The following is a 24,795-nucleotide window of genomic DNA, read 5'->3' as shown; positions in this document are numbered from 1 at the left end:
ATGGTGTTCTGACGAAACTTCATAGGGGAATATGAAATGCTACAAAGTGACTTTGATTGTCTGCGCGAGGGCTACAGAATGCCTGCGGAATGGGAGCCGATGGCTGCTACCTGGTTAGGATGGCCTGTACATAAAAATCGTGAAGAGTTATGGGGGGAGCACTACGAGGCGGTACGTGCCGCGTTTGCCTTGGTGGCGCGCACGATAGCGCGTTACCAACGTTGTATCGTCGCGGCCCATGCGCCGCTCGCGGCAGAAGCCAGGGAACTGTGCGGCCCGAGCGTGACAGTGCTCCCTCTGGCGGTGGAGGATAACTGGCTGCGCGACTGCGGCCCTATCGTGCTGGTGAATGAGACTACGAATAGCCAACTGATGGCCGGGTTTCGTTTTAACGCCTGGGGCGAAAAGTACTCGCCCTACGATGGCTGCGCCAGGTTGGCGGAAGACCTTGCAACGATCACTCAGACGCGTTTTGAACGCTCCAGTATGGTGCTGGAGGGTGGTTCTTTCTATGTGGATGGCCAGGGTAGCTTGTTGACCACCGAGAGTTGCCTACTTAACCCGAATCGCAATCCGGGATGGACTCGTAGTGAAATAGAAGTTGAATTGAAGCGTATGCTTGGTGTGACGAAGATCATCTGGCTTCCAGGTAATCCTGCTGAGGTCGAGACTAATGGTCACATCGACGGGATCGCTTCCTTCATTGCCCCAGGAAAAATTCTGTTTAACGGTGCAAGTCCGGACATGGGGGAGTTTTATCGGACCATGCAGGAGAACCGGCGTGCCCTCGAATTGGCAACCGACGCTCGTGGCCGTCATTTTGAATTACTCGATTTGCCTGTTCCGAAAAATCCGTATAACTACGATTGCGAGCGCTTTTGCGATACCTATGCTAACTATATTTTGGTTAATGGTGCCGTGATCTCTACAGCTTTCGACGTAAAAGAAGATGACGAAGCTCGCGCGATCTTTGCTAAAGCTTTTCCTGGTCGGACCATAGAGCTATTGCCTGTAACCGCTATTTCTATAGGTGGTGGCGCGCTTCATTGTTCGACCCAGCAGCATCCAATGTTAGGTAACCGCTTACAATTATGTAATTTTGGTGAATAAAGAAATAGGCTCAGGGTAAGAGGCAACAGGTAATATCGATGAAATATCGCTCAGAAATTTTATGCACATGGGCGGTGTCTTGTTGGTGTTGCCTATAGCCGGCTGTGGCGAGGGCCGCATCAGCCGGCGCCCTGTATCACCATCTTTGTTGATTCAAGATTTGGTCTGAAAAATAGAGTCTGACGTTCGTTAAAATATGACAAACTGAGGATAATGCTGAATGAAATCTCTGTATTTCAAGCCGCCAACATGCGACTTCGGAACATTCTTTGGAAAAACCGAGTCTTTCGTTGTTTGGAAATGCGCGAGTCTGGTAAGGCTGAAATTTCTAGACTTATGATAGAATTCCTTCAGTCGAAAAAGGTGGACCGGCGTGGTGAGCCCCGGTCAACGTTCCATCAGGAACATCAAAATGCTTTCAGGATTATGCTGAATGACCACGACGAGAGCGGACGTGCGCCGATCTCTCGTGGAGCCTTTGTCGACACCTGAGCGGCACTCTTGTGCTGTTCGGCAATTCCCTCCCCGTGCTTGGCACACGTCCTACATTTGTTCATCGTCAATTCATTGACTTAAGTACAAAGGACGTATCATGTTACATACCCCTGTTCTCATCGTCGGCGGAAGCCTCGTTGGCCTTTCTGCCTCTCTTTTTCTTGCTTGGCGTGGCGTACCTCATATTCTTGTGGACAAACACACTGGCAGTTCTCCGCATCCGCGCGCCATGGGTTACACAGAAACCACACTGGAGCACTATCGCATGGTTGGTATTGCCAACCGCATTCCTCAGACACCTCCGGAATTCCGCCTGCGTCGCGTTACGGTAGCAAATCTTGCAGACGAGTGGCTAGGCGAACATGCCTGGACACCCGGCGAAGCCGATAAACACAATTCGGGGCTATCGCCGAATACAGGTGCGGCCATTGCGCAAGACAAACTGGAGCCTATCCTGCGTAACGCGGCTTTGGAGCTGGGTGCAGAGCTTCGGCTTGGCACAGAGTTATTGGATTTCGAAGATCATGGGGGCGAAATCATTGCACGGTTACGGGATCGGAATAACGGGCAGGAATACACCATCTCTGCTGATTACCTCATTGCTACCGACGGTGCCGACAGCGCTATTCGCGAGCGCTTGGGTATTGTTCGTGAAGGTGTAGGGCATGTCCAAGCGGTTCGTAGCGTGCTTTTTACATGTCCCGAGGCTGATCAATACCTTGCTCGCGGTGCCCAACAGTTTGAAATCGAACAAGAAAATTTCCGCGCCTTTCTGACAACCTACAATGATAGTCGCTGGCTGCTGATGTTTGTCGACGATAACGAGCGCAGCGAGGATGAATTGCGTGCAGCGATTCGCCAAGCCTTGGGGCGCGACATGGCATTTGACATCATCACTACCGGACGCTGGGAAATGGCGGGTCGCATTGCCACACAGTACAAAAAAGGACGCGTATTTCTTGCTGGAGACGCTGCGCATCAGCTTCCCCCAACGCGCGGTGGCTTTGGTGCAAACACCGGCATTGATGATGTATGGAATTTAGCGTGGAAGTTGCAACGCGTACTGGATGGTATTTCCGACGCATCGCTACTCGATACCTACGATGCTGAACGACGCCCGATTGGCTGGCTTCGCCATCAACAGACCTTTTCCCGGCCAGATTATGCCAAATGGGTGAATTCCGACTTCAAAGCCGATCCACTCTTCAGAAATGACGCAATGGAACTGGGCCAACTGGTGCGATCTTCCGCAGTCATCGGGGCGGGACCAGAACTTCCTGCCGCGGCATCGCCATTAGAATGGGCAGGACAGCCAGGGACGCGCGCTCCGCATGTTTGGCTAACAAATACGGCTGGCGAGCGAATTTCTAGCCTGGACCTGTTTGGACTTGAGTTTGTTTTGCTCGCAGAGACATCCGCTTGGCGAGAGGCGGCTGACGCATTGAAGTTGAAGCTGGTTTGCATCGGTAAGGATGTGCACTTTCTGGAACCTGAGACTTTTGCAGCTACATTTGGTATCCCGCCACACGGTGCTGTATTGGTTCGCCCTGATGGCATTATCGCGTGGCGCAGTAACAATACTGCCCAAGCTGGAGGGGCGAATGAGTTGAAGCAGGCGTTGATTCAGGTTGCGGCATCCGCATGCTGATTGGGTTTCCGCAATAAAGGCTTCAAGCTCGATAGGGCATTTGCGAAACTTCGGGGCGTAGTAACTTTCCGGGTGATATGTACTGAACTTAGGTTTGATGTATTTCACCCGGCTTCCAACACAAATAATGTGTAGGCAGCAACGGCAAAGTCGGCAGCTGGCAACACAGTGGCGACAGTACCTTCCTCAAAGCCTTTGAGAACAACCCCAGACTCGGCAACTTCATTGCCAGCAGCCTCAGCAACCTGGCAGGCGGCCTCACCAGTGCAGCGGTACGAGGCGGTAAAGTTGACGTGGTACAGATCGCAGTGGACAGCTTTGGCAACGCCCTAAGCACCAGCCTGACCCAGGCCAACTCCACTAACGCCAGCAACCAGAGTGACGCAGAAACAGCAAGACTGAACCGCTACGAAGAGAATGCCCGTGCACAGGAAGCAGCCCAGGCACAGCAAGCTGACAGTGGTCATAGTACAGCCACCGGCAATAGTGGCAGCCGCCTGAGCTTCGCCGAAGACGTCGCTGCCCGCAGCAAGGAATTCCTCAATAAATTGGGCATCACCCGTCCGGTACAGGCTACGGCTATTGCTACCGATGAACAGGTGGGAAGCGGACTCAATGACCGCAATGGCTCTGATGTTGCCAGTGATCAGTACGATCAGGAACATGGCATGGGGCCAGCCCGCAGCGTCACCGTGCACAATGTGAGCAAGGGCGATAATCTGGAAAAAATCGCCAAAAACATCTACGGCGACCAATGGCTTGCCGGCATGGCCTTAATGATCCGGGACAACAACCTCAGACTCAACGAATACGGCAGTCCAATTATCCGTCCGGGACAAAGCTTAAATGCCTGGGACACCAGCGTCTACAGCGAGGAATGCATGCAACGGCTAAGCCAGGCAGGTGGCGCTATTCTTGGCAACAACAGCAAAGGCCTGGCCTACAAGGCGGCAATGGAAGCCCAGGTGATTGCCCAGGCGGTGGCGGATGAGCGTTACCGTGAAGAGAACCGGTATGCGGCGATGATACAGGGGAACCGGCCCGGTGCTGCTAGTGCCAATGCCCAGCCACAAATGGTGGAGCGTGCCACCTACGATGCCATGGGTAATGTGACAGGGAGCGAGATGGTTCCGGTTGATAACCGTCCTGCGATGGGGTACGTAGAACAGATGGGGCGCCTGTCCCATGCCCTGGAAGTGAAACAAGGATTTGTAAAAAACAGCTACGACATGGCAACGCAGGGGTTGACGAATTCCAATAATTCCTGGACAGAACGCGGTATCAATTTTGTGGCGGCAACAGCGATGTTCGGTGGATAGTCGGTAAGGCAAGAAAGATGGTCATTGTGGATCTAAGCCAGCACTCGCGGCTAGCTTAGAGATGAGCAGCGTGGCGCTGTTAAAAGGTCTGATAACGGCGCCACCGTGTTTTACGCTAATAAGTGAAAGTGTCTTACGATAAATAGTAAAATCATCGCACCGATTACGGACATGATCAGACCGGCAGGATGAAGCAGACTGCCATCTGCTGGTTTACTGAACAGGCCGCTGATCATTCCGCCAATGAATGAACCTGCAATACCAACCAGGCCAGTCATGAGTAATCCCATCTGATCTGCACCCGGCATCAGAAAACGGGCAAGCAGTCCGGTAAAAATACCAACGATAAACATCCAGATGTAGTGCATAGCGGCTCCTTAAAATTCTCTGGCACCATTGCCAGAAGTTGAATGGCAAGAATAGCCATTTTTGCGGTAGCTGAATGGGGGAGCTGTCGGGGAATTTGTGAAGAATTGTTTTATTTTTATGTGAATTTACAAAATGTAAAGCAATTGTTTTTGTTCGGAAACTTTGTATAAGGGGAGGCTTGGGACTTCGCCTGTTTCTTGCATTGTTCGTCGCTAAGATATGACTGTGGAATACGTAATTTATTGGGAACGATTCCAGCGCAGCAGACGTTCATCGGACGCTTCCTTCAACAAATGACGTGCGCGTTGACGGTCAGTATGTTGGGTATTTTCGGTTTCTAACAATAAAGCGAGCGCGTGGATGGCGGGCGGAAACTCTCCTTCCGCAGATTGTTCCAGCCAGTCGCGGGCTTTTGCTTTATCTTGTTTAATGCCGTCCCCTGTTTCATAGGCATTCGATAGCAAAAACATCGCTTGAGCATGTCCCAGTTCACTGGCTTTCAATAGCCAGGTCACAGAAGCGTCTGCACTGGCACGCGTGCCTTCGCCGTATTTCGACATACGGGCTAGCATGAAAGCGGCTTTGGCATTGTTTTGTATTGCAGCAGCCTGATACCAGATTTTTGCCTCTGTATAATTCTTCTCTAATCCCAGCTGGGCCTTGTAATACGCCTCCGCTAAGGCAAACTGGGCTTCATTGTCCCCCGACTGGGCTGCGGTCTTAAGCCACTTCGCCGCCTCCGCATATGTGGCCGAATCAGCAGAGCGGGCTAAGGCTAGCTCACGCTGTGCTTTGACGACCCCTGCCTGTGCCCATTTTTCTAAATAGCGAAACGCTGCGGCCTGTTTGCCTTGTAGCGCTTGCATGCCAGCTGCTTCTATTTCTGCCGAGGCTGGCATATTGCTCTGACTCACAGAACATGCAACTAAGCCCGCCAATACGCCGGCTGTCATGATCGTCATTGCGAATCTACGCATCGTTCTAAATCCATCTATAGTGCCGGCGGATCTGCGTAGCGCGTACCCCGTGTTTGCGGAGTGCGCAGTTGTACAGATGCGCCGGCGGTTGACTCAGGTTTTGCTTAGGTCTGTGCAAGGTAATTTGCACAGTTTTTTCTGAGCATTACTTCGACAAGTCGATTGCATACTTCGCGTAGCCGGATGCATCCAGACTACCTTCGCTCACCACTTGCGGCAGACCCAGGTTAGTGGCAACAGACAATTTGCCAGGTGCTGAGCGCAGAATGACTGGGCCTTGTGTGCTGACTTTGACAAAACTCCAGCTACGGCCTGAGCCATTTTTGGCAAATGTCACAGTGCCTTGCTTTTTAACGAAATCACTGACCACAGCCTGATTAGCATCCGGGGATTTGATGATGGTTTTGCTGCCATCGATGCCCGGTACACTGCCACCGCCACTGGCGCGATAATCGTTAGTCGCGACGATGAAGTCATCACTGTCTGCCACTGTCTTACCCGCATATTGCAGATTGACGATGCGGCTGCCGACAGGCTTGGTCACATCGATCTGATAAAGCAAAGCGTTATTGTCAGCATAGAACACATCGTAGTTATAAATTGCCGAGTAATCTGGCACCAGATCTTGTTCCGTCTTCAATGCCGGATTGATTTGTCCAAATTGTTTGGCTGCTGTTTCCAGCCAGTTTTTCAAATCACTGCCCTTGATTTTAACTGCCTGCACATTGTTATTGCCATACAGGTAGAGATCGCCCGGGTTTCTGACTTGCAAGGTCACAGGATTTGCCGGCGTTGCAGTTGGTGCGACATCAGTGAAATCGGTAGCACCGTTGCGGCCAGCCTTAAACGGCGCGCTGCATGAAATAACAGGAATCGTTTTGTAGCTGGCTATGACAGGGTCTGTTGAATTGGCAATAAAGTTTTTGACGTAATCGATTTGTGCCTGATTTACGATTTGGATCGCGCTGACATCACCGACCAGTGAGAAAAAGGCGGACATACCAAAGTCGGTGCTGGTACCCAGGGATTGTGCGGCATAAGCCAGTGTAGCTTTGTGTTCAGTATCAACCAGCGGAGCGATCGACGCGTCGGCATCAACAATGGTTACGCCATCTTTGTATTTAAAGCCACGTGCCTCGACATTGGTCAAATCTTTTTGCACTACCCATTTGCCAGACTGGTATTTGAGTGTGAGCTGAATAATGCCCAGGCGGCGCCCCCAGCTTTGCGCCATGACCGCTGGCACGCCATTGACCAGGCCCTTGACTGTATCGACTTTATCCGCCGGTAATGCTGCCAGTGAAGCATCAAGTTTTGGACCGTTTTTTTCTTTGGCAACCGGGAAAATCAAATGGGAATGGCCCAGCATCAGCGCATCGATACCGGTAGTTGTCAGGTGATAGCTGCCGTTTTCCATTTTCGGGCTGTATGGCGATGCATCCAGACCGCCATGCGACAAAGCGACAACGAGATCTGCACCTTTGGAGCGCATTTCAGGTACGTATTTTTGTGCGGATTCGACCACGCCATTGACCATCACTTTGCCAGCCAGATTTTTTTGATCCCAATCCATGATCTGTGGCGGTACAAAGCCGATGATGCCGACGTTCACCGGAACTACCGTGCTGCTGCCATCGGGTTTAGTACCGACAAAACGTTTATAAATGATGGAGTAGGGATTGAAGATAGGCTGTTGACTTGCGACTCCGACGACGTTGGACAACACGACAGGAAAGCCCGGCGAGCCGCAGTTATTCGGTTTATTGACACCGGTAATGCCAAAGTCTTTATTGGTGATCTGGCTCAAAAAATTCAAGCCATAGTTGAATTCATGGTTACCGACACCTGCACCATCGAATTTCAAGGCATTCATCGCTTTGTGTATCGCCAGCGTGCCTGCACAGGTGACAGGGGAGGCGACAGCTTGCTGGTCACCCAGTAACGTACCCTGAATGACATCGCCATCATCGAGTAATACGGTATTTGGGTTTTCCGCGCGTGCAGACTGAATCAGGGCTGCGGTACGCTCCAAACCGATACTGGTGTCAGCTTTCAAGCCATAGTAATCGTAGCTCAAGATGTTTTGATGCAAATCGGTGGTTTCCAGTAACGAGACTTTGACGATGGTTCCCTCAGGAATCGTTTCGGCCTCAGTGGTGGCTGAGCTGGAATTATTGTTGGCACAGCCACTGAGGATCAGGCCAGGGAACAGAGCGGGGATCAATGTGGCCCAATAAGTTTTTTTCATATTTTCTCCGGAATCAGAAAGCAAACGATTGCCTTTTAAATTGTTTAAGACGCAATCGTTTGCTAAATTATTTTCAGTTTGCTGCAAATATCGCCTCAAGCGCAGTCGGCGGCCAGATTATCTGTGAATATTGTGTCAGTAGCATGACTTCTTGTAATTCATTTCGCTACTCTTGCATAGAGCCTGCGGCTCTGAGAGTCTGGGATAGTGATGTCTTTGTTGTCGGCATACTCGTATAATCGCCGCTTCGGTTGGGCTCACGTGTCGTGAAAAATCGCCGGAATCATGTTTATTTTTGAAGATGAGATGAAATTGAATTTTTCCATACATAGTAAAACGGCAGTGTCAGCGCTGGGCTGCGCGATGTTGGTATTTACACTGAGTGCCTGCGTCACCTCTGGATCTGCACCAACGCCGGTTGCGCCGGTAGTCAATACCGTGCCAGTACCCAAAGCGGCGCGTCCAGTCAGAATCGGCCTTGCACTGGGTGGCGGTGCTGCGCGTGGCTTTGCTCATATCGGCGTAATCAAAGCACTTGAGTCACAAGGCATTGTGCCCGATGTGGTCGTTGGCACCAGCGCAGGCAGTGTGGTTGGTGCAATGTATGCCGCTGGAAATAATGGATTTACTTTACAAAAAATGGCGCTGGACATGGATGAGGCAACGATCTCAGACTGGTCGCTGCCATTATTTTCCAAATCCAGTGGCGTGCTCAAAGGGGATGCATTGCAAGCCTATGTGAATCGCATGGTCGGGCAAACGCCGATTGAGCGTTTAAAAAAGCCGTTTGGCGCGGTCGCAACTGACCTGGCAACCGGGCAGGCTGTGTTATTCCAGCGCGGGAATACCGGTGCAGCAGTACGGGCCTCGTCTGCGGTTCCTGCTGTATTCCAGCCGGTGCGTATCAATGACAGGCAATATGTGGATGGGGGGCTGGTGGCGCCTGTGCCAGTGCGCTTTGCGCGCGATATGGGCGCGGATCTGGTAATTGCCGTGAATATTTCTCAGACAGTGGATGGGCAGAGCGGCACTGGAACGATAGACATTTTGCTGCAAACAGTCAGCATCATGGGGCAAAGCATTAATCAGTTTGAGTTGAAACAGGCGGATGTGGTGATACGTCCTGATCTGCCTTCCATGAAAGGCAGCGATTTTGCCGGGCGTAATCTGGCAATACTGGCGGGCGAAAAAGCGGCGATGGCGGCGATGCCGGAAATTAAGCAAAAACTCAAGGCTTTACAGGAGCGCTGAGTAATTGAAGCGCAGGCACCGCTTAGGTTTTTGCCTGAGCAGGGGCAAGGGCGTTGATGATTAAGATCATGTGGGTCATGTAAGATAAAAGGGAGCGTCGGCTCCCTTTTTTTTACGCGTGTCCTGTAGCGAATCGCCAGGCTTATTTCGCTTCATCTTCATTGATGCGGCGCGCACCATTAAAGCGTTTTTTCCAGTAAGCCAGATCCATGCTTTCAATTCTGACTTGTCCGCCGGCTGAGGGGGAGTGAATGAATTTGTTATCACCCAAATAAATGCCTACATGCGAAAAACCACGACGCAGCGTATTGTAAAAAACCAGATCGCCAGGCTGCAGGTCTTTTTGATCAATTTTTTCGCCGACACGGCTGATTTCTGCAGAGGTGCGAGGCAGTTCAGCACCGAGCGCATCTTTAAATACCAGGCGCACAAAGCCACTGCAATCCAGGCCATTTTCCGGTGTGTTGCCGCCGCGTTTGTAGTGAATGCCAATGAAATCCATGGCTTTTACGGTCAGATCGGAAGCTCGTTGCTTTAATTCTTGTAATTTCAGGTAGGCAGTGGAAGATTCGGGGAAGGTTGTGTCTGCTGCCATGGAGGCGCTGATGACACAAGTTTGCAGGCATGCTGCAACAAGCACTAATTTTGCATTTCTGAGTAGTCTGGAAACGTTTATTAGCATCTTTACACCTGTTGAAAAAAACCGCTCAACTGTAAGTCAGTTTTTGAACAATGTAAACCGTTTGCTGGTTTTTTCTGCCCATCTCTTATTAAGGATTAAACATGTGTGCCGCTACCGGTTGCTACGTTCCATCCGGGTCGTACCAACCCGACGCAGAGTAAGGTGCGGCGAATTGTTGATGGAATTTGCGAAAATCAATTAAATTGTTTTCATCACAAAAATAGTCGGGCTGGTTGGTAACTTGGCTTACAATCAGCGCATATTTTTTAGGAGAAACTTATGCAATCCAAGCCTTATCTGGTCTTAGAAGATGTAAAAAAAATTGCGGCTGCTGCGGAGCAGGAAGCAATCTCAAATGGTTGGGCGGTCGTGATCGCCATCGTCGACGACGGCGGGCATTTGATCTGGTTGCAGCGCCTGGACGGTGTGGCACCGATTTCCACGCATCTGGCGCCTGCTAAGGCAAAGACTGCGGCAATGGGTAAGCGCGATTCAAAAATCTACGAAGATTTGATCAACAATGGACGCTATTCCTTTTTAAGCGCGCCACTGGTCGAAGGTATGCTGGAGGGAGGTGTGCCGATCATGGTGGATGGTTATTGTGTTGGCGCTGTCGGCGTTTCTGGCGTTAAATCGGCCGAAGATGCGCAGGTAGCACGCGCTGGTATTGCTGCGCTGGGTCTGGCCTGAGTTTTCCTGCACGCAGTAAGTCACTCATCCCAGGTTTTTGCTAGTGAAATCAGGGTTTTGGACTTGGCAAAAGGCGGGTTTCGGGCTATAATTCGAGGGTTTAACTAATCCGAAATCTCGCCGTAGCGCCTACCCAAATTCACATTGCTCCATACTTATTTTCAGGCCGCACGGAAAGATAGTCCGGCCTGGGATAACGTCAATTTGGGGCATCGCAGCGGCGGTAACAATACAGGAGTTGCCCTTGCTGCCCATTCCGCAGTCCCTTCTTCGTTCCGGCCAGGACACCGCAATACTTGCTCTCGCTGATGGAACCATTTTTACTGGCTATTCTATTGGTGCTGCAGGTCATACGATAGGTGAAGTTGTTTTCAATACCTCGATGACCGGTTATCAGGAAATCCTCACCGATCCTAGTTACAGTTCCCAAATAGTCACTCTGACTTATCCCCATATTGGCAATACCGGCGTGAATGCTGAAGATGTCGAGTCTGAAAAAATTCATGCAGCAGGTCTGATCATTAAAGACCTTCCTATGCTGGTCTCCAATTTCCGCTCCGAATCATCCCTTTCTGATTACCTCAAATCCCAAAACATCGTCGCTATTGCGGGTATCGATACGCGTAAGCTGACCCGTATTTTGCGTGAAAAAGGTGCGCAGGGCGGTGCGATACTGGTCGGTGCTGACGCTGAGAAAGCCATCGTATTGGCGAAGTCCTTCCCTGGTTTGTCTGGCATGGATCTGGCTAAAGTGGTTTCAGCTAAGCAGTCCTATGTCTGGACTGAGTCTGAATGGGTGCTGGGGCAGGGTTATGGTGAGCAAAAAGCACCGCAATTCCATGTAGTCGCATTTGATTTTGGTGTGAAGCGCAATATCCTGCGTATGCTCGCTGAGCGTGGCTGTAAGGTTACGGTGCTGCCTGCGCAGTCTTCCGCCGCCGATGTGCTGGCATTGAATCCGGATGGCGTATTCCTGTCGAATGGTCCTGGCGATCCTGAGCCTTGCGATTATGCGATTGCAGCAGCAAAAGAACTGATCGAAAAAGGCGTGCCAACTTTCGGTATCTGCCTTGGCCATCAAATCATGGCGCTGGCTTCAGGCGCCAAGACCTTGAAGATGAAGTTCGGTCACCATGGTGCGAATCATCCGGTACAAGATCTCGATAGCAAACAAGTACTGATTACATCGCAAAATCATGGTTTTGCTGTGGATGCAGCTTCTTTGCCTGCAAATTGCCGCGTCACACACGTATCCCTGTTTGACGGCTCCCTGCAAGGCTTTGCACGTACCGATAAACCCGCATTCTGCTTCCAGGGACATCCGGAAGCATCACCAGGTCCGCATGATATCGCCTACCTGTTTGATCGCTTCATACAATTGATGACCACGGCAAAGACAGGAGAATAATAAAAATGCCAAAACGTACCGACATAAAAAGCATACTGATTATCGGCGCTGGTCCAATTATCATTGGTCAGGCCTGTGAATTCGATTACTCTGGCGCGCAGGCGTGCAAGGCTTTGCGCGAAGAAGGTTACCGCGTGATTCTGGTCAACAGCAATCCTGCGACCATCATGACCGACCCAGAAATGGCTGATGTGACTTACATTGAGCCTATCACCTGGCAAGTCGTTGAGCGCATCATCGCTAAAGAAAAACCGGACGCGATACTGCCAACGATGGGTGGTCAGACTGCGCTGAACTGCGCACTCGATCTGCATCGCCATGGTGTTTTGGTTAAATACGGTTGCGAACTGATCGGCGCCTCCCCTGAGGCGATCGATAAAGCCGAAGACCGCTCCAAGTTCAAGGAAGCGATGACCAAGATTGGTCTGGGTTCTGCGCGTTCCGGTGTGGCGCACTCCATGGAAGAAGCCTGGACTGTGCAAAAAGATGTAGGCTTCCCGGTCATTATCCGTCCATCGTTCACAATGGGTGGTACCGGTGGCGGTATCGCGTATAACTCCGAAGAGTTTGAGACTATCTGTAAACGCGGTTTGGAAGCTTCACCTACCAATGAATTGCTGATTGAAGAATCGCTGATAGGCTGGAAAGAGTACGAAATGGAAGTGGTGCGCGACAAAGCGGACAACTGCATTATCGTCTGCTCGATCGAAAATCTGGACCCGATGGGTGTCCATACCGGTGACTCGATCACGGTGGCACCAGCTCAGACGCTGACCGACAAAGAATACCAGATCATGCGTAATGCTTCGCTGGCAGTATTGCGTGAAATCGGCGTTGATACCGGTGGTTCTAACGTACAGTTCTCTGTCAATCCGGCAGATGGCCGTATGATCGTCATTGAGATGAATCCGCGTGTATCCCGTTCTTCGGCACTGGCTTCGAAAGCAACCGGTTTCCCGATTGCGAAAATCGCTGCCAAACTCGCGGTTGGCTTCACGTTGGATGAATTGCGCAATGAGATCACCGGCGGTGCGACACCGGCATCGTTTGAGCCATCTATTGATTACGTGGTTACAAAAATCCCACGTTTCGCCTTCGAAAAATTCCCGGCAGCAGATAACCGTCTGACGACGCAGATGAAATCTGTGGGTGAGGTAATGGCGATAGGCCGTACTTTCCAGGAATCCTTCCAAAAAGCCTTGCGTGGCCTGGAAGTGGGCGTGGATGGTATGAATGAAAAAACCCAGGATCGTGAGTTGCTTGAAAAAGAACTGGGCGAGCCGGGTCCGGATCGTATCTGGTATGTGGGTGACGCATTTGCTCAGGGCTTTACACTGGAAGAAGTGCATCAGCTCACGCATATCGACCCTTGGTTCCTGATTCAGATCAAGGATATCGTCGACATCGAATTGTGGCTGGATGAGCAAACCCTGGACAGTATCGATCAGACCATGATGCTGAAACTGAAGCAAAAAGGCTTCTCTGACCGTCGTCTGGCGAAATTGCTCAAAACCACAGATACGGCTATCCGCGAAAAGCGCCGTGCATTGAACGTGCGTCCAGTTTACAAGCGCGTTGATACCTGTGCCGGTGAGTTTGCGACTAACACCGCGTACATGTACTCAACGTATGAAGAAGAGTGCGAGTCCAATCCGACAGATAAGAAAAAAATCATGGTGCTGGGCGGCGGTCCTAACCGTATCGGCCAGGGTATAGAATTCGATTACTGCTGTGTTCATGCCGCATTCGCTATGCGTGAAGACGGTTACGAAACCATCATGGTCAACTGTAATCCGGAAACCGTCTCTACCGATTACGACACTTCTGACCGTCTGTACTTTGAGCCATTGACACTGGAAGACGTGTTGGAAATCGTCGATAAAGAAAAACCAGTAGGCGTGATCGTGCAGTATGGTGGTCAGACGCCACTCAAATTGGCATTAGATTTGGAAGCGAACGGTGTACCTATCGTTGGTACTTCGCCGGACATGATTGATGCGGCAGAAGACCGTGAGCGCTTCCAGAAAATGTTGCAAGAGCTGGGCTTGCGTCAGCCGCCTAACCGTACAGCACGTACTGAAACTGAAGCACTCGCACTGGCACAGGAAATTGGTTATCCGCTGGTAGTGCGCCCATCCTACGTATTGGGCGGTCGTGCCATGGAAATCGTGCATGAGCAGCGCGATCTCGAGCGCTATATGCGTGAGGCCGTCAAGGTGTCGCATGATTCTCCGGTCTTGCTGGACCGCTTCCTGAATGATGCGATTGAAGTTGACGTGGACTGTCTGTCAGATGGTGAGCGCACCTTTATCGGCGGTGTGATGGAGCATATTGAGCAGGCTGGCGTGCACTCGGGTGACTCCGCATGTTCCCTGCCGCCATACTCACTGTCTCAGGAAACTATCGCCGAACTCAAGCGCCAGACGTCACTGATGGCGAAAGGTCTGAACGTCGTCGGTCTGATGAATGTGCAATTCGCGATCCAGCAAAAAGATGGTCAGGATGTGGTGTTTGTGCTGGAAGTCAATCCGCGTGCATCGCGTACCGTCCCTTATGTGTCGAAAGCGACTGGCCTGCAACTGGCGAAAATCGCAGCACGTTGCATGGTCGGGCAGTCGCTGGATTCTCAGGGCATCGGTGCGGAAGTGGTGCCGCCTTACTTTAGCGTTAAAGAAGCAGTCTTCCCATTCGTTAAATTCCCTGGTGTAGACACGATTCTGGGACCGGAAATGAAATCGACCGGTGAAGTCATGGGTGTTGGTAAAACCTTCGGTGAAGCTTTCGTGAAATCCCAGCTGGGAGCCGGTGTGAAGCTGCCAACCTCAGGTAAGGTGTTCCTGAGTATCAAAAACAGTGATAAGCCACGCGCAGTCAAGGTAGCCAAGGATCTGGTTGAGCTGGGCTTCTCGGTGGTCGCAACCCGTGGCACGGCGGCGGCGATTACTGAGGCGGGCATTCCGGTTGCGATCGTGAATAAAGTTGTTGAGGGTCGTCCACACGTGGTGGATATGATCAAAAACAATGAAATCGCGATGGTGATTAATACGGTTGAAGAAAAACGTAATGCGATTTCTGATTCCCGTGCCATCCGTACGTCAGCACTGATCGCACGTGCAACCACGTTCACCACCATCGCCGGTGCAGAAGCAGCGGTTGAGGGTATGCGCCACCTGAATGAATTGCATGTTTATGATTTACAAGGTTTGCATAAGTCTTTAAACTGAGCAAAATCCCAGTGCTGCTGAAAGGTTAGCACTGCACCTTTGATACAGAGGTCGCAAAAGACATCACAGATGTTGCTTGCCCTCTGTATTTTTACTTTTATAAGCGTAAATGACATGAGTACAGTACCTATCACTAAATTCGGCGCAGAATTGTTGAAGCAAGAATTACACACCCTGAAAACAAAAGAGCGTCCAGCTGTGATTAATGCGATTGCGGAAGCGCGTGCTCAGGGTGATCTGTCGGAAAATGCAGAATACGATGCGGCAAAAGAACGTCAGGCTTTCATAGAGGGGCGTATCGCGGAATTAGAAGGCAAGCTGGGTTCTGCGCAGATCATTGATCCATCCACGCTGGATGCGGAAGGGCGCGTCGTGTTTGGCTCAACCGTACACCTGGAAGATCTGGAAACCTCGCAGAAAGTGACTTACCAGATCGTTGGTGAGGATGAGGCGGATATTAAGCTCAGCAAAGTATCCATTACCTCGCCGATTGCACGTGCCCTGATTGGCAAGTATGCGGGTGATGTTGTCGGTGTTCAGGCGCCGGCTGGCGTCCGCGAGTATGAAGTGCTGGACGTATCCTACGTGTAATTTGCTTGGGACTTGTCTGGGAGTAGCTTGATTACAGCGTTGCCTGCCAATCATGCAGGCCTCAAATAAATAACCCGGCTCCTGGCCGGGTTATTTGATGCATGCGTGCTGAATGTCAGCCGAGTGCATTCTTCTTTTTACTGGACTGACGTGGTTTTGCGCGTTTGATATTGCCGCCTTGAGTGACGCGCTCGTTTCCTTTTACTAAAACTTTGGAAACAGTTGGCTTTTTCGTGCCACTTGGGCTAGGCTTTACGATAGTAACTTCTCTCAGGCCTCTGCCTTTTTTAACCAGTTTATTTTCTTTTACACCCTCGAGTTTCGGGCGATAGATCACCAGCAGTTTACCGATGTGCTGCACAGGCGCTGCATCGAGTTCGCCGCAAATCGTATCGTACATAGCAATACGTGCTTCACGGTCGTCGCCAAAAACGCGGACTTTGATCAGTCCATGTGCATCCAGACCAGCGTCAATTTCTTTTTTGACAGCTGGAGTCAGGCCAGCTTCGCCGATCAATACGATGGGTTTCAGGCCATGTGCTTCGGATCTGAGTTCGCTGCGTTCAGCGGGTGTGAGTTTTAACATAGTAATTCCTTTAAAAGCAGTATTTTACGCGAATGGCAAAGAATAAATTCAATCAAAATTGGGTGCACGATCATATAAATGATCCATATGTGAAACTTGCACAAAAAGAAGGCTATCGTGCGCGAGCCGTCTATAAGTTGAAAGAGATCGATGAGGTTGAGAAATTAATCCGTCCTGGCCAGGTCATTGTCGACTTGGGTGCTACACCTGGCAGCTGGTCCCAGTATGTACGGAATAAACTGGCAGGCAAAGAAGGCGGCGGCATATTGGGCGAGATTTACGCACTGGATTTGCTGCCTATGGAGCCGATTGCAGATGTTCAGTTTATTCAGGGCGATTTCCGTGAGGATGAAGTGCTGGATAAATTGGAAGCCTGCCTGTCAGGGAGAAAAGTAGATCTTGTTCTGTCTGATATGGCGCCCAATCTTTCCGGTAATTCCACAGTCGATGCCGCAAGGGTGGAGTATATCATTGAGTTGGCAATTTCTTTCGCGAAAGCACACTTAAAACCCGGCGGCGCACTGTTAGTGAAGTGTTTTCACGGACCAAGTTATAATAATATTGTCAATATGTTCAAGGATGAATTTAAAGTGGTCCAGAACAAGAAGCCGAAAGCAAGTAAGGATAAATCCTCAGAAATCTTCCTTCTGGGTAAAGGATTGAAAAATCCTGAGTAATTTTTCTCTTGATTATCGTCAATGCAGGCATCATATGTTGGCTAGCAAGCTCTGCCTATTGCAGGTAGAATGAACAATTACAGTATCAGAAAAATAGCGCAACCTGCGTTCAAGGAGTTCTCGTGAATAATATGTTTTCAAAAGCAGCGATATGGGTGGTGGTTGCCCTGGTGCTTTTTACCCTGTTCAAACAATTTGAAGGGAAAAGCGGCAGCATTGGCGTTACTTCCGTGCCCTATTCAGAATTTCTGGAAGAGGTGAAGGCTAAGCATATTAAAGAAGCCACCATCGACGATGCGAACCGCACCGTCACAGCGGTGACGACTGACGGTAAGAAGATTAAATCTCAACTCACGATTTTTGATCGCGGTCTGGTTGGTGATCTGGTTAATAATGGTATTAAATTTGACAATAAACCGCCAGAAGAGCAATCTTTCCTGCAGCAGGTGTTTATCTCCTGGTTTCCTATGCTGTTGCTGATTGGTGTATGGATATTCTTCATGCGTCAAATGCAGGGCGGTGGTAAGGGGGGGGCTTTTTCTTTCGGTAAGTCCAAAGCAAGAATGCTTGATGATTCCAACAATAACGTCACGTTTGCCGATGTGGCTGGTTGCGATGAAGCCAAAGAAGAAGTCACAGAAGTAGTCGATTTCCTCAGAGATCCGACTAAATTCCAAAAACTCGGTGGCCGTATTCCACGCGGTATCCTGATGGTAGGTCCACCAGGTACCGGTAAAACTTTGCTGGCACGCGCTATCGCTGGCGAAGCTAAAGTGCCATTTTTCACTATCTCCGGTTCCGATTTCGTCGAAATGTTCGTTGGTGTTGGCGCATCCCGTGTTCGCGATATGTTCGACACTGCAAAAAAACATGCGCCTTGCATTATTTTCATCGATGAAATTGATGCTGTTGGCCGTCATCGCGGCGCCGGTATGGGCGGTGGCAATGATGAGCGTGAACAGACACTGAACCAGATGCTGGTCGAAATGGACGGTTTTGAGGCGAACTCTGGCGTGATCGTCATCGCTGCAACTAACCGTGCTGATGTATTGGATAAGGCGTTGTTGCGTCCAGGTCGTTTCGATCGCCAGGTTTCTGTGGGCTTACCGGATATCCGTGGTCGTGAACAGATTTTGAACGTGCACATGCGCAAAGTGCCTGTGTCTTCGGATGTGCGTGCTGATATCCTGGCACGTGGCACACCTGGTTTCTCTGGTGCTGATCTGGCTAATCTGGTCAATGAAGCTGCACTGTTTGCTGCACGCAGAAATAAGCGCCTGGTTGAAATGTTGGATTTCGAGGATGCCAAAGATAAGATTTACATGGGGCCTGAGCGTAAATCCATGGTGATGCGTGAGGATGAACGTCGCAATACTGCCTACCATGAGTCTGGTCATGCAGTCGTGGCGAAATTGTTGCCTAAGGCTGATCCTGTGCACAAGGTTACTATTATGCCGCGTGGCTATGCACTTGGTCTGACCTGGCAGTTACCTGAGCACGATCAGATCAGTGGCTACAAAGACAAAATGCTTGAAGAAATTTCTATATTGTTTGGCGGCCGTATTGCTGAAGAGATTTTTGTTGGTCAAATGTCTACCGGTGCCTCGAATGACTTTTCGCGTGCGACCAAACTGGCACGATCTATGGTGACACGCTTTGGTATGTCAGACAGTATGGGCGTCATGGTCTATGAGGACAGCCAGCAGGAAGGTTATTTTGGTATGTCTTCCAAAACGATTTCTGAAGCAACCCAACAAAAAGTCGACGCTGAAATCCGTTCGATTTTGGATACGCAATATGCTTTAGCGCGTAAGCTGTTAGAAGAAAACCGCGATAAGGTCGAAGCCATGACTAAGGCCTTGCTCGATTGGGAGACGATCGATGCTGATCAGGTCAACGATATTATGAATGGCGTTGATCCACGCCCACCTAAAGCAGGCCAGTCTACCGGACGTGGATCTTCCGGAAATGCATCTGGCGGCGTATCCCCAAACGCCACAGCACCAGCCTGATTAACGATTTAGCAGACGGAAAGGTGAGGTAATAACCTCGCCTTTTTGCTTTTATGAAGAAAAATTTTCAATGTGGGCGCTTTCGTTTTCCTCTGAATGCGCCAGGCTTTCGCCCTTTGGTCATGGGCATCCTGAATGTCACGCCCGACTCATTTTCTGATGGTGGAAAATTTACTGACCTCGATGCTGCGCTCGCTCAGGTCGATGTCATGCTCAACGATGGTGTCGATATCATCGATATCGGCGCGGAATCCAGTCGACCTGGTGCGGCACCGCTTTCCCTGCAACAGGAACTTGATCGTCTGATGCCCTTAGTATTTGCTATCCGCGATTGTGGTAAGGCCATTTCTGTCGACACCTATAAACCCACAGTGATGAAAGAAGTATTGCTGGCTGGCGTCGATATGATTAATGATATTTCGGGTTTCGCCAGTGTAGAGGCTATTGCAGCGGTCGCCTCATCTGATGCGGGTTTGTGCGTGATGCATATGCAACAGCAGCCACAAACGATGCAGCAAGCGCCGGCTTATTTGGATGTGGTGAGTGAAGTCGCCAGCTTTTTGCAAAGCCGCAAGAATGTATTGATTGCAGCGGGCGTGGAAGACGAAAGAATTTGCCTCGACCCGGGATTTGGATTTGGTAAAACATTGGCGCACAATGTGACATTATTCAAAAATACACCTCACTTGATTGCTTCGCTGGATAGCCCTTTGTTGATTGGCGTGTCGAGGAAATCGATGATAGGTGGTTTAACTGGCAGAGAAATTGAGCACAGGCTGGCAGGTAGTCTAAGTGCCGCGCTCGCAGCTGCCCACCAGGGGGCTGCAATATTACGTGTGCATGATGTCAAAGAGACCGTGGACGCGCTCAAAGTTTGGAATAGTCTTAGTGATATGGAGTGGAATTGCAATGTCTAGAAAATATTTTGGTACGGATGGCATACGTGGACGTGTCGGTGTTGCACCGATTACCCCCGACTTTGTAATGCGCTTAGGATATGCCGCAGGCAAAGTCCTCGCTCAGGCTGGCCATGTGGGCGAGGGGCGCCCCACCGTGCTGATCGGTAAAGATACCCGCATTTCGGGTTATATGCTGGAAGCCTCCCTGGAGGCCGGTTTTGCAGCAGCAGGTGTTGACGTAATGTTGTCTGGGCCTATGCCGACGCCAGCCGTGGCTTATCTGACACGCGCCTTGCGTCTGGCTGCCGGTGTCGTGATTTCGGCTTCACATAATCCTTATGACGACAATGGAATTAAGTTTTTCTCGGCACAAGGGAATAAATTGCCGGATGAAGTAGAGCTCGCGATCGAAGCTGAGCTGGAAAAAGACATGCTGTGTGTCAGCTCCGATCACTTAGGTAAAGCGCATCGCTTGCGTGATGCGAATGGTCGATATATCGAATTCTGCAAAGGGACTTTCCCAACCGAATTGGATTTACGCGGCATGAAAATTGTCGTGGATTGTGCACACGGTGCAGCCTACGATATTGCTCCACATGTATTCCATGAGCTGGGTGCAGAAGTTATCGCGATTGGTAATGCGCCAAATGGCCTCAACATCAATGACAAAGTTGGTGCGACGGCGCCGGATGCACTCGCCTTAGCGGTACGTGCCAACCATGCAGATTTGGGCATTGCCCTTGATGGTGATGCAGATCGTTTGGTCATGGTGGATCGTCACGGAAAAATTTATAACGGCGATCAGTTGTTATATCTGATGGTTCTGGATCGTCTCGCGACTGGCCCGGTTGCTGGCGTGGTCGGTACCTTGATGACGAATATGGCCGTTGAAGTTGCGTTGCAAAAACTGGGTGTGGGCTTCTCTCGTGCCAAGGTTGGCGACCGTTATGTACTGGAACAATTGCATGAACGAGGCTGGCTGCTTGGTGGCGAAGGTTCTGGCCATTTGCTTTGCCTGGATAAGCATTCTACGGGTGACGGTATCGTCTCTTCCCTGCAAGTATTATCCGCATTGAAACGCAGCGGTAAGACCTTGGATGAATGCATTTCAGGTTTGATGCTGTATCCGCAAACTTTGTTGAATGTGCGTGTGACGCCAGGTTTTAACTGGCAAAACAATGCTGCGCTGGTCGCAGAAAAGGCCAAAGTCGAAGCTGAACTAGGTGAGCGTGGTCGTGTGCTGATACGTGCATCCGGTACTGAGCCGCTGATACGCGTGATGGTAGAGGCGGATGATGCGGACTTGGCCGCAAGTTCTGCACGCCGTTTGGTTGAATGCATTAAATAATGCCATGCAGGCGGTTTTCGGACCGTCTGAATATTGAAAGTATGCGCATTTACATGTAGTATTCAGCCTTCAGTTTTTCAGCACTAATGTACTGAAATCTAAACTGTCCATAGCTCAGTTGGATAGAGCACGAGCCTTCTAAGCTCGGGGTCGTAGGTTCGATTCCTACTGGGCAGGCCAAAATATAAAGCCCAGCTTGAAGCTGGGCTTTTTTGTTTTTGGTCGCGCAGAATCTGTGCGCAAGAAAGGGGCGGTATTTGCCCCTTTCTGCTTACCAGATTGTGACGCGTTCTGCCGGTGGCAAATACATCTTGTTGGCTTCTTTAACGCCAAACGATTGATAGAACGGCGTCATATTACGCAGCGTGCCGTTGGCACGGAATTCGCCTGGGGAATGCGGATCCGTTTTGATGCGAATGATCGCTTCCTGTTCACGCAATTTGCCACGCCAAACCTGAGCAAAGCCCATGAAGAAGCGCTGATCACCGGTCAGACCACCAATCACAGGAGCAGGTTTGCCGCCCAGCGATAATATATAGGCTTTATAAGCGATGGCCAGACCCGAGTTATCAGCAATGTTTTCGCCCAGCGTGAGTTCACCGTTAACGTGGTAGCCAGATACTGGTGAAAACGCATTGTATTGCTTTACCAACGCAGCAGTTTTTGCCGCAAATTTTTCATGGTCTTCTTTCGTCCACCAGTCACGCAAATTACCCAGACCGTCATACTGCGCACCCTGATCATCGAAGCCGTGGCTGATCTCGTGACCAATCACCGCGCCTATGCCGCCGTAGTTAACCGCATCATCGGCTTTCGGATTAAAGAATGGTGCCTGCAAAATAGCTGCCGGGAACACGATTTCATTCATCTCCGGATTGTAGTAAGCATTGACCGTTTGTGGTGTCATGCCCCATTCATCGCGATCGATAGGCTTACCTAATTTATTCAGCTCAGTCTGTGCGGCAAACTGGCGAATCGCACGCAGGTTACCTACTGCATCCCCTTTGACTATCTTGAGCTCAGAATAATCTTTCCATTTATTTGGATAACCGATTTTAGGCATAAAGGTAGCTAGCTTAGCCTGTGCTTCTTTTTTGGTCGCATCGCTCATCCAATCCAGTGTATCCACGCTTTGTTTGTAAGCGAGCAGCAGGTTATTCACCAGTTGCTCCATCTTGGCTTTACTATCTGCAGGGAAGTGCTTTTCAACATAGAGCTTACCCAGGCTTTCACCCATGCCGCTGTCGACCAGACGCACTCCGCGTTTCCAGCGCACTTCCTGACTAGGAACGCCACGCAGGGTTTTGCTGAAGAAGGCAAAGCTTTCATCCGAAAACTGTTTTGGTAATTGTGAAGCAGCAGAGCTGAAGGTGTGCCATTTCAGATAAGCCTTGATCGTGTCCAGCGGCGTTTCTGCCAACACTTTACTCATGCCTGTGATGTAACTAGGCTGGGCGACAATCACGTAGTCGATTTTGCCGCTGACGCCCAGTTCTTTCAGGTAGGCATTCCAGTCATAGCCTGCACCCAGCTTGCTGAGTTCATTCAAAGGAATTTTGTTATAGGCCTTGATAGGATCGCGCAATTCAACCTTAGTCCATTGTACTTTCGCCAGTTCAGTTTCCAGCGCCAGAATCGCTGCTGCTTTTTTAGCTGCGTCTTTGTTACCCGCCAGGCTCAGCATTTTTTCTATATGCTGCAGGTATTTTTCACGGGTAGCTTTGAGTTTGGCGTCATCATCTTTCAGGTAGTAATCACGATCTGGCAGTGCCAGACCGGATTGACCGATGTCGAGTACGTATTTGGTTGAGTCTTTATTGTCCTGATGGACTTGCACATCGAAAGGTGCAGTGACGCTGATACGGTTCAGCCAGGCGAAAGTGGCTGGCAGTTGATTTTTGTCGGAGATTGCATCTATCTTTGCAAAGTCAGCTTGCAAAGGTTTGAGACCCGCTGCTTCGATTGCTTTGGTATCCATAAAACTGGCAAACAAATCAGCGATTTTTTGTGCATCACTGCCTTGTGCATTCTGGCCTTTGGATAAACCCTGAATAATCGTATGCAAACGTGGCACGACAGCTTCACGCAAATCCATAAATGCGCCGGCTGAGGAGCGGTCAGACGGGATTTGTGCGTTTTTCAGCCACGCACCATTCACATGGCGGTAAAAGTCGTCCTGAGGTGCAACGGACTTGTCCTGGAATTTCGTATCTACGCCGGACAGCAATACCGAGGGCGAAGCAGCTTTGGCAGGTTCAGCTGCATAGCTGGAGGCAGAGCTGGTGGTGCCAGCGATGAGCAGCGCGATAACGCTGAGAACTTGGGCTTTCACTTAGGGTTACTCCTCTTTAGAAGCGGGTCACAGATCTGGCTTTGTTGTATTCGTGACCGGATTATCGACATGGGTGTTACAAAGAACGGCTGAAGTGTTTACTTCGACCTCTGAAAACACGTAAAGTTCAGCGTCAGCCTGAGATTGACTGCAGGTGCTGGTGCATGCCAATTGGCAGACATATTCACTGACGCACAGCAGTGTAACTGTATTGAGTATGAACACAATAAGCAAGGTGTCTGGTTTGGAAAAAAATGAGATAAAGCGTGCGTTTACGCTCGATTTGCCACAAGGAGCAGGTCCGTTCCCGTGCCTGGTGCTAGCTCCAGGCTTGCGTTATGGAATGCAGAGAGAGCTGTTTCTGAGCATCTCCAGTGAATTGACACGATGTGGTATCGCTGTCGCCAGATTTGACTGGGATTTTTTTCAAAAAAATCCTAAAGAAGGTCAGCCTTCAGCAGATTTGTCGGCGGAAAGCAGGCAGCTGCGTGAGGTAGTACGCCAGTTACGCCTGGATGACAATATTCATTTTCAACAGATTGCGCTGGCCGGAAAATCGTTTGGCTCTGTCGTGGCATGGCGTGTTTTATGTGAAGACGCCAAGTTCAAAGCGGGTATTTTTCTGACGCCCTTATTTGATGAAAAAAAGGATGGGCCAGAGCTCAGCTATGTCGCGCCGCGTTATTATCCCTATGCGTCTTCATTGCGCTTGCCACTCATGATGATTACCGGTGATCAGGATGCTCATTGTTCGACACGCAGCCTGTATCGCTTTGCGTATGAGAATACGCGTGCGATCCGTATTGCCGTTGTCAGTGGTGACCATGGCTTTAGCCAGTCTGCAGACGCGAAAATAAGTGAAAACAGCCACCCATTGGTGGCTGCCCATCTGCTGGATTTTTTACGTCATACCGCTTTTGCCTGAATGC

Annotated in this window: 19 protein-coding genes and 1 tRNA gene; 14 read left to right on the top strand and 6 right to left on the bottom strand. The window is 50.2% G+C overall.

Annotated features, from left to right (window positions below):
* The first annotated feature begins 36 nt into the window (after positions 1-36).
* The 3 genes from H8K47_RS11035 to H8K47_RS11025 all read left to right on the top strand — a co-directional run bounded on the left by H8K47_RS11035 (position 37) and on the right by H8K47_RS11025 (position 4,572).
* Positions 37-1,110: an agmatine deiminase family protein gene (locus H8K47_RS11035; protein ID WP_186881459.1), complete on the top strand. Its 1,074-nt coding sequence runs from the start codon at positions 37-39 to the stop codon at positions 1,108-1,110.
* A 592-nt stretch (positions 1,111-1,702) separates the two neighbouring features.
* Positions 1,703-3,253: an FAD-dependent monooxygenase gene (locus H8K47_RS11030; RefSeq protein WP_186881458.1), complete on the top strand. Its 1,551-nt coding sequence runs from the start codon at positions 1,703-1,705 to the stop codon at positions 3,251-3,253.
* Positions 3,254-3,546: 293 nt separating this feature from the next.
* Entirely contained in the window at positions 3,547-4,572 is a 1,026-nt protein-coding gene (locus H8K47_RS11025) for a LysM peptidoglycan-binding domain-containing protein (protein WP_186881457.1), read from the top strand.
* A gap of 110 nt (positions 4,573-4,682) precedes the next feature.
* Here the strand turns inward: H8K47_RS11025 and H8K47_RS11020 are convergent, their stop codons facing one another.
* The 3 genes from H8K47_RS11020 to H8K47_RS11010 all read right to left on the bottom strand — a co-directional run bounded on the left by H8K47_RS11020 (position 4,683) and on the right by H8K47_RS11010 (position 8,166).
* Positions 4,683-4,940: a GlsB/YeaQ/YmgE family stress response membrane protein gene (locus H8K47_RS11020; RefSeq protein ID WP_186881456.1), complete on the bottom strand. Its 258-nt coding sequence runs from the start codon at positions 4,938-4,940 to the stop codon at positions 4,683-4,685.
* A 240-nt stretch (positions 4,941-5,180) separates the two neighbouring features.
* Positions 5,181-5,918: a tetratricopeptide repeat protein gene (locus H8K47_RS11015; RefSeq protein WP_186881455.1), complete on the bottom strand. Its 738-nt coding sequence runs from the start codon at positions 5,916-5,918 to the stop codon at positions 5,181-5,183.
* A 145-nt stretch (positions 5,919-6,063) separates the two neighbouring features.
* A complete protein-coding gene (locus tag H8K47_RS11010; RefSeq protein ID WP_186881454.1) occupies positions 6,064-8,166 on the bottom strand; it encodes a bifunctional 2',3'-cyclic-nucleotide 2'-phosphodiesterase/3'-nucleotidase in 2,103 nt (700 codons plus the stop codon).
* A 306-nt stretch (positions 8,167-8,472) separates the two neighbouring features.
* Here H8K47_RS11010 and H8K47_RS11005 point away from each other — a divergent pair, with 306 nt between their 5' ends.
* Positions 8,473-9,417, top strand: a complete 945-nt coding sequence (locus tag H8K47_RS11005) for a patatin-like phospholipase family protein (RefSeq protein WP_230405215.1) — start codon at positions 8,473-8,475, stop codon at positions 9,415-9,417.
* Between the two features lie 142 nt (positions 9,418-9,559).
* Here the strand turns inward: H8K47_RS11005 and H8K47_RS11000 are convergent, their stop codons facing one another.
* Entirely contained in the window at positions 9,560-10,012 is a 453-nt protein-coding gene (locus H8K47_RS11000; RefSeq protein WP_230405216.1) for a C40 family peptidase, read from the bottom strand.
* A 366-nt stretch (positions 10,013-10,378) separates the two neighbouring features.
* Between H8K47_RS11000 and H8K47_RS10995 the strand changes: the two genes are divergently transcribed.
* The 4 genes from H8K47_RS10995 (at position 10,379) to greA (ending at position 16,012) form a co-directional block, all read left to right on the top strand.
* Complete coding sequence (locus tag H8K47_RS10995) at positions 10,379-10,789, top strand: GlcG/HbpS family heme-binding protein (protein WP_186881452.1); 411 nt, start codon at positions 10,379-10,381, stop codon at positions 10,787-10,789.
* A gap of 253 nt (positions 10,790-11,042) precedes the next feature.
* Positions 11,043-12,197 (top strand): glutamine-hydrolyzing carbamoyl-phosphate synthase small subunit, encoded by a 1,155-nt coding sequence (carA, locus tag H8K47_RS10990; RefSeq protein WP_186881485.1) that lies wholly within the window; start codon positions 11,043-11,045, stop codon positions 12,195-12,197.
* A 5-nt stretch (positions 12,198-12,202) separates the two neighbouring features.
* Positions 12,203-15,421 (top strand): carbamoyl-phosphate synthase large subunit, encoded by a 3,219-nt coding sequence (gene carB / locus H8K47_RS10985; protein WP_186881451.1) that lies wholly within the window; start codon positions 12,203-12,205, stop codon positions 15,419-15,421.
* A gap of 114 nt (positions 15,422-15,535) precedes the next feature.
* Entirely contained in the window at positions 15,536-16,012 is a 477-nt protein-coding gene (greA, locus tag H8K47_RS10980; RefSeq protein ID WP_186881450.1) for a transcription elongation factor GreA, read from the top strand.
* A gap of 115 nt (positions 16,013-16,127) precedes the next feature.
* Here greA and H8K47_RS10975 read toward each other — a convergent pair whose 3' ends face one another.
* Positions 16,128-16,598 carry a YhbY family RNA-binding protein gene (locus H8K47_RS10975; RefSeq protein WP_162018516.1) on the bottom strand — a complete coding sequence of 157 codons (471 nt, stop codon included), beginning with the start codon at positions 16,596-16,598 and terminating at the stop codon, positions 16,128-16,130.
* Positions 16,599-16,630: 32 nt separating this feature from the next.
* Here H8K47_RS10975 and H8K47_RS10970 point away from each other — a divergent pair, with 32 nt between their 5' ends.
* The 5 genes from H8K47_RS10970 to H8K47_RS10950 all read left to right on the top strand — a co-directional run bounded on the left by H8K47_RS10970 (position 16,631) and on the right by H8K47_RS10950 (position 21,714).
* Positions 16,631-17,275, top strand: coding sequence for an RlmE family RNA methyltransferase (locus H8K47_RS10970; RefSeq protein WP_186881449.1), 645 nt, complete (start codon positions 16,631-16,633; stop codon positions 17,273-17,275).
* Between the two features lie 122 nt (positions 17,276-17,397).
* On the top strand, positions 17,398-19,287 hold the full coding sequence (ftsH, locus tag H8K47_RS10965) for an ATP-dependent zinc metalloprotease FtsH (RefSeq protein ID WP_329604168.1): 1,890 nt from the start codon (positions 17,398-17,400) through the stop codon (positions 19,285-19,287).
* 53 nt (positions 19,288-19,340) lie between these two features.
* Entirely contained in the window at positions 19,341-20,204 is an 864-nt protein-coding gene (gene folP / locus H8K47_RS10960) for a dihydropteroate synthase (RefSeq protein WP_186881448.1), read from the top strand.
* Positions 20,197-21,534 carry a phosphoglucosamine mutase gene (glmM, locus tag H8K47_RS10955; protein ID WP_186881447.1) on the top strand — a complete coding sequence of 446 codons (1,338 nt, stop codon included), beginning with the start codon at positions 20,197-20,199 and terminating at the stop codon, positions 21,532-21,534. The genes folP and glmM overlap by 8 nt, the downstream gene beginning before the upstream one ends.
* Before the next feature lie 103 nt (positions 21,535-21,637).
* A tRNA-Arg gene (locus tag H8K47_RS10950) sits at positions 21,638-21,714 on the top strand.
* A 91-nt stretch (positions 21,715-21,805) separates the two neighbouring features.
* Here H8K47_RS10950 and H8K47_RS10945 read toward each other — a convergent pair.
* Entirely contained in the window at positions 21,806-23,866 is a 2,061-nt protein-coding gene (locus H8K47_RS10945) for a M13 family metallopeptidase (protein ID WP_186881446.1), read from the bottom strand.
* 217 nt (positions 23,867-24,083) lie between these two features.
* On the opposite strand from H8K47_RS10945, the gene H8K47_RS10940 reads away from it, so the two are divergent.
* A complete protein-coding gene (locus tag H8K47_RS10940) occupies positions 24,084-24,791 on the top strand; it encodes an alpha/beta hydrolase (RefSeq protein WP_186881445.1) in 708 nt (235 codons plus the stop codon).
* The last annotated feature ends 4 nt before the right edge of the window (positions 24,792-24,795 follow it).

The sequence above is a fragment of the Cognatundibacterium rugosum genome (assembly GCF_014284365.1).
Lineage (GTDB): Bacteria > Pseudomonadota > Gammaproteobacteria > Burkholderiales > Burkholderiaceae_D > Undibacterium > Undibacterium rugosum.
The sequence above is the reverse complement of the archived record's forward strand: the minus strand, read 5'-3'. Positions and strand labels throughout refer to the sequence as shown.